At 68.7% G+C, this 5,153-nt stretch carries 3 protein-coding genes and 2 pseudogenes; 1 reads left to right on the top strand and 4 read right to left on the bottom strand.

Features of this window, described 5'->3' with window-relative positions; translation table 11 throughout:
* Positions 1 to 138: 138 nt before the first annotated feature.
* A pseudogene (locus ABZV34_RS37030) lies at positions 139 to 971 on the top strand (aldo/keto reductase).
* Between the two features lie 148 nt (positions 972 to 1,119).
* On the opposite strand, the gene ABZV34_RS37025 reads toward ABZV34_RS37030, so the two are convergent.
* From ABZV34_RS37025 to ABZV34_RS37010, 4 genes and pseudogenes are all read right to left on the bottom strand, one after another.
* Positions 1,120 to 1,686, bottom strand: coding sequence for a type 1 glutamine amidotransferase domain-containing protein (locus ABZV34_RS37025; protein ID WP_356286932.1), 567 nt, complete (start codon positions 1,684 to 1,686; stop codon positions 1,120 to 1,122).
* Between the two features lie 468 nt (positions 1,687 to 2,154).
* Positions 2,155 to 3,348: an alcohol dehydrogenase catalytic domain-containing protein gene (locus tag ABZV34_RS37020; protein WP_356286929.1), complete on the bottom strand. Its 1,194-nt coding sequence runs from the start codon at positions 3,346 to 3,348 to the stop codon at positions 2,155 to 2,157.
* 175 nt (positions 3,349 to 3,523) lie between these two features.
* Positions 3,524 to 4,474 carry an NADP-dependent oxidoreductase gene (locus ABZV34_RS37015; RefSeq protein ID WP_356286927.1) on the bottom strand — a complete coding sequence of 317 codons (951 nt, stop codon included), beginning with the start codon at positions 4,472 to 4,474 and terminating at the stop codon, positions 3,524 to 3,526.
* A 353-nt stretch (positions 4,475 to 4,827) separates the two neighbouring features.
* Positions 4,828 to 4,977: pseudogene (locus tag ABZV34_RS37010) on the bottom strand (IS256 family transposase); the annotation flags it as partial.
* Positions 4,978 to 5,153: the final 176 nt, after the last annotated feature.

The raw sequence follows: 5,153 nt of genomic DNA, 5'->3' as shown, positions 1-5,153 counted from the left end.
CCGCGCCGCCCTCGTCCTGCTCCAGATGGAACACGGCCGCACCAGCTGAACGAAGATCACGAATCGTCACGAGACGTTACCGAGAAGGGCTCAGTTGGTGGCTGGCAGTCTTGGGCACCGGTCTTCCAGGAGGAAGTCATGGCGCAACCGAGGGCGGTCATCCTTCCTTGCGGGGTTGCGGTCACGGCGCTCGGTCAGGGCACCTGGGGGATGGGGGAAGATCCCGTGCGCCGCGCGACCGAGGTGTCGGCCCTGCGCGCCGGGCTGGACCTGGGGATGACTCTCGTCGACACCGCGGAGATGTACGGGGACGGCGCGGCGGAGGAAGTGGTGGCCGAGGCGGTGGCCGGACGGCGGGAGGAGGTCTTCTTGGTCAGCAAGGTGCTCCCCTCCCACGCGGATGTCGCTGGAGTTGCCGAGGCACGCCGGGGGAGCCTGCGTCGTCTGCGTACGGACTGGATCGATCTGTACCTGCTGCACTGGCGTGGAGTCGTGCCGTTGGAGGAGACGGTCGAGGCGTTCGAGTCCCTGGTGCGCGAGGGTGCCATCCGCTCCTGGGGGGTGAGCAACCTGGACGTGGATGATCTCGCGGATCTGCCGCCCGGAGCTGGGCCGCAGACCGACCAGGTGCTGTACAACCTCAGCCGTCGAGGACCCGAGTACAGTCTGCTGCCCAGGTGCCGTGAACTGTCGATCCCCATCATGGCGTACTCGCCGGTCGAACAGGGCCGCCTCCTCGGCCACAGGGCGTTGCGGGACGTGGCAGCCGCCCACGGTGCGACGCCCGCGCAGATCGCCCTGGCCTGGGTCCTGCGCACGAGGACGTCATCGCGATCCCGAAGGCGTCTTCCCGCGCGCACGTCGAGGAGAACAGAGCAGCTCTGGAGGTGGACCTGACCGCCGAGGATCTCGCAACCCTGGACCGGGCGTTCCCGCCGCCGGAGAGTAAACGGCCGCTGGAGATGCTGTGACACCCCTGCAGCGCGCCCGACCGGGCTTGGCTTCGCCGGCGCGGCGGGCCACTGAGACCGCGGCGCCCAGGGCCTCGGTTCCCATGCTGACCAGGCGGGTCCGCGGAATGTCCTGCCGGCGCTTGGGGGCGCAGCTTTCGCTGCCCAGCTAGGCGCCGGAGACCGAGCGGCCGGCCCGGGCGAACTGCTCGACGATGGCCGCGCAGAAGGCCGGCAGGTCCGCGGGCGACCGACTCGAGGTGAACTGGCCGTCGATGACGACCTCCTCGTCGACGACCTCGGCTCCTGCGTGACGCAGATCCGTGCGGATGCTGGGCCACGAGGTGAGTCGGCGTCCGCGTACGACATCGGCTTCCACCAGGGTCCACGGGCCGTGGCATATCGTGGCCACTGGCTTCCCCGAATTCACGAAGGCCTTGACGAAACGGACGGCGTCCTCGTTGACACGGAGCTGATCGGGGTTCATGGTGCCGCCGGGCAGCAGCAGGGCGTCATAGTCGTCGGCAGAGGCGTCCGAGACGAGCCGGTCGACGGGGAAGGTCCCTGCGGAGTTCAGGTCCCCCTGGCGGGCCTGGATTTCGCCGGGATGGATGGAGAGGACCTCTGTGTCCGCCCCGGCGCCGTGCAGGGCGCCACGCGGCTGCTCGAGCTCGACGCGCTCGACGCCGTCGGCCGCCAGGATCGCGACCTTCCGGCCGCGGAGTTCGTGTGCCATCGTGCTCATCCCTTCAGCGAGAGGCTGGTGAGGGCTGCCGCTCGGTCGCAGCGTGGACGTGACGCGCGCCATGGGCCTGACGAGTTGTCATCACCAGCGAATCTGTGGCCTGCTTTCGGAAGCGGGTGCAGATCCGGCCTGCCGAGTACGCGCGCGTGAAGCGTGTCCGCCGTCCGCCCTGCCGGGCCTGACGCCGTTCGCCGTCTGGCACCCCGGACGTGAGCAGAAGCGGCCCTGCGTGGCACCAGAGACCACAGGAGCCCCTGAGGGCGCTGGAGGGCCACCCACGGCCATGCTCTCCCTCTAGACTGCTCCGCGCCGATCTACCCGAGGCCCGCAGCGTCCTGTCCCAGCCTACGCCGCAGGGTTCTTCCGGGCCTTTCGTCGAGGGATGCGCCGGCAAGGCAGGGCTCCGGCCCGCAGCCTCCCCGAACGGGGACTGCGGGCCGGAGCGGAAGGGGGCGGGCCTCAGGCGGGAATGAGGCCGTGGGGGTCGATGATGAACTTTTCGGATACTCCCGTGTCGAAGGTCGCGTAGGCGTCGGGGGCGTCGTCGAGGCTGATCACCTTCGTGTTGAGCATGGCGCTCAAGTAGGGCATGCGGTCCCACAGGATCGCCATCATCAGCTCGCGGTTGTAGTGCATGATCGGTGCCTGTCCGGCGGTGATCCGCGGCGACTTGATCCAGGCCTTGCCGAAGTCGATCGGGTACGTTCCCTCTTGCTCGGCCTTCGACTTCGCGAGCGGGTCGGGGCCGTAGACGCCGATGACTCCGGTGGCTCCGCCCGCGCGGGTCGCGTCGATCACCTGGTTGATGGCGTAGGCCGGGTCCATGTCCTCGGCCTCGTGGCCGATGCCGTGTGCCTCGGTGCCGACGTAGTCGACTGCGCAGTCGACCATGGGTTCGCCCAGGATGGCCTCGATCTGGTCGGTGAGCGCTGCGTCCTGGCGCAGGTCGATCGTCTCGCAGCCGTTCTTCTTCATCAGCTCCAGGCGGTTCTTGTTGTAGTCGCCGACGATGATGCAGGACGCCCCGAGGAGGCGCGCCGCTGCTGCGGCGCAGCGGCCGACCGGGCCGGCGCCGGCGATGTACACGGTCGAGCCCGGCTTGGCACCGGCCTCCATGAGACCGTGGAACGCGGTGGGCAGGATGTCCGAGAGCAGCGCCAGGTCACGGATCTTCGCCATGGCCTGGTCCCTGTCTGGGAAGCGCAGGAGCTGGAAGTCGGCGTACGGGACGAACAGGTACTCGGCCTGGCCGCCGGTCCAGTCGCCCAGGTTGAAGCCGTACGCTCCGCAGGCCACCTTGGGGTTCGTGGTCTCGCAGACGTCGGTCCGCCGCGCCTTGCAGTTGCGGCATCGGCCGCAGGCGACGTTGAACGGGACGGAGACGAGGTCGCCCTCACTGAGGAACTCGACGTCGGGGCCGACCTCGATGACCTCGCCGGTCATCTCGTGCCCCATCACCATGCCCTTGGGCACAGGGAAGGACCCGCGGTAGATGTGCAGGTCGCTGCCGCAGATGTTGGTGGCGACGATTCTGAGGATGACTCCGTGCGGGGCCTTTTTCCCGTTCGGCATCTGAAGCTTCGGGAAGTCGAGAGACTCGACGCGCATGTCTTTCGGGTTCTGGAAGACGACGGCGCGGTTGCTGCTGGCCATGACGATCTCCTCTGCTGATCCGGGGGACTCGTCCGCCGGAGTGCCGAGGTCATTGAGTGGATCTGTGACCTCGGTCACTCCCAACCTAGGGCTACACCAAACGTATGCATGCCAGCGCCACACCCTCTATAGCCCTGCATGCCAACGCACTAACGCTGCGCGCCACGCTCCCGGCCTAGCCCACCAGCAGCACCAGCTTCCCCGTCGTCCGGCCGGTTTCGCCCCGCTCGTGCGCCTTGGCGGCCTCGGCCAGCGGGAAGGTCCCCGTGATCGTCGCCTTCAGCTGCCCCGCCTCCGCCATCCGGGCGACCTCCCGCATCCCGGACCGGTCGGCGTCCACCAGCATCCGCACCGCCCGCACCCCGAGCCGCTCGGCCTCGTCGAAGAAGTCCTGGCCGCCAACCGGCACGATCGACACCACGATCCCGCCCGGCCGCAGCACCTCCAGCGACCGTACGGACGTCTCGCCGCCCAGGGTGTCGAGGACGACGTCGATGTCCCGCACCGCCTGCGTGAAGTCCGTGGCCCGGTAGTCGACCAGCTCGTCCACGCCGATCTCCCGCAGGAAGTCGTGCTTGCCCGCGCTCGCCGTACCGATCACGTACGCGCCGAGCGTCTTGGCGATCTGCACTGCCACGTGCCCGACGCCGCCGGCCGCCGCGTGGATCAGCACCCGCTGCCCGGACCGCAGACCAGCGTGCTCGGTCAGCGCCTGCCACGCCGTCAGCGACACCAGCGGCAGCGCGCCCGCCTGGACGTGGTCGATCGAGACGGGCTTGTGCGTCAGGGAGCGGACCGGGGCGATGACGTACTCGGCGTGCGAGCCGTGGCCGAAGGGGTAGGGGAGCATACCGAAGACCTCGTCGCCGGGCCGGAACGCGGCCACGCCGATGCCGGTCGCGGAGACCTCGCCGGAGACGTCCCAGCCAAGCACGAAAGGGGGTTCGCCGAGGAATCCGCCGGTCGCCCGGTGCTTCCAGTCGGTCGGGTTGACCCCGGCGGCCCGCACCCGGACCAGCACCTCGTTCGGACGCGGCGTGGGCCGCTCCACCGTCACTTCCTTCAGGACCTCGGGTCCGCCGAGGACGTCCTGGCTGATGACGCGCATCGTGTTCATATCGGCCATGGTCACCCAGCCTGTCGTGGTCCGCCTATCCGGGAAATGGCATGAAGATCATCCTCCGCTGGGATCATGCCATGCGTGGCGCCTTCCCCGTCCGGCCGTGGCCTGTTCCTCTCCTGCTCCCCGCACACGCGGGGAGCAGGAGAGGAGACGCCGGAGATGACCTGGAAGCAGGGACCATCTCCGCGTGCGCAGAGAGCAGTTGCTGTACCGGGCCAAGGACCGTCACTCGGGGGGCCGTCCCCGCGCGTGCGGGGAGCAGGGCCGTACGTTTAGGCTCGTCGACCCGGTGACGGGACCATCCCACCCGCGCGTTCGGGGTGTGTCATTTTACGGCTGATCTTGGTTGTTGATGGTCAGTTGTTGCTCGGGGTCAGGCGTCCCTCGAAGGCGATCTGGAACGCGTTGAGGGGCGCTCTCCAGCGCATGGTCCACCGCCTGCGGCCCTTCCCGGTCGGGTCCAGGCTCATCAGCGCCATGTAGATGCACTTGAGGGCGGCGGCCTCGGACTCTGCTGGCGAATTTACTGTGTGCCTGAAGTGATCTCTCGGGTCGGAGCATGCTGGGTTCGGCATGGTGTGGGGAGCCAGTGAGGTCTTCTCGGCAACGTGATAGTTGCGGTGTGTGACGGGGTGCGGGTGCCCGCTCGCGGCCTAGTTCTGCGGTGCCAGGGTGCGCAGGA

It is taken from the genome of Streptomyces sp. NPDC005195 (assembly GCF_040608315.1).
Taxonomy (GTDB): Bacteria; Actinomycetota; Actinomycetes; order Streptomycetales; family Streptomycetaceae; genus Streptomyces; species Streptomyces kaempferi.
The sequence above is the reverse complement of the archived record's forward strand: the minus strand, read 5'-3'. Positions and strand labels throughout refer to the sequence as shown.

What these genes read in the sequence shown, in the direction of transcription:
- ABZV34_RS37015 (WP_356286927.1), bottom strand. Translation starts at nt 4,474, where the DNA reads ATGGCCGATATGAACACGATGCGCGTCATCAGCCAGGACGTCCTCGGC.
- ABZV34_RS37020 (WP_356286929.1), bottom strand. Translation starts at nt 3,348, where the DNA reads ATGGCCAGCAGCAACCGCGCCGTCGTCTTCCAGAACCCGAAAGACATG.
- ABZV34_RS37025 (WP_356286932.1), bottom strand. Translation starts at nt 1,686, where the DNA reads ATGGCACACGAACTCCGCGGCCGGAAGGTCGCGATCCTGGCGGCCGAC.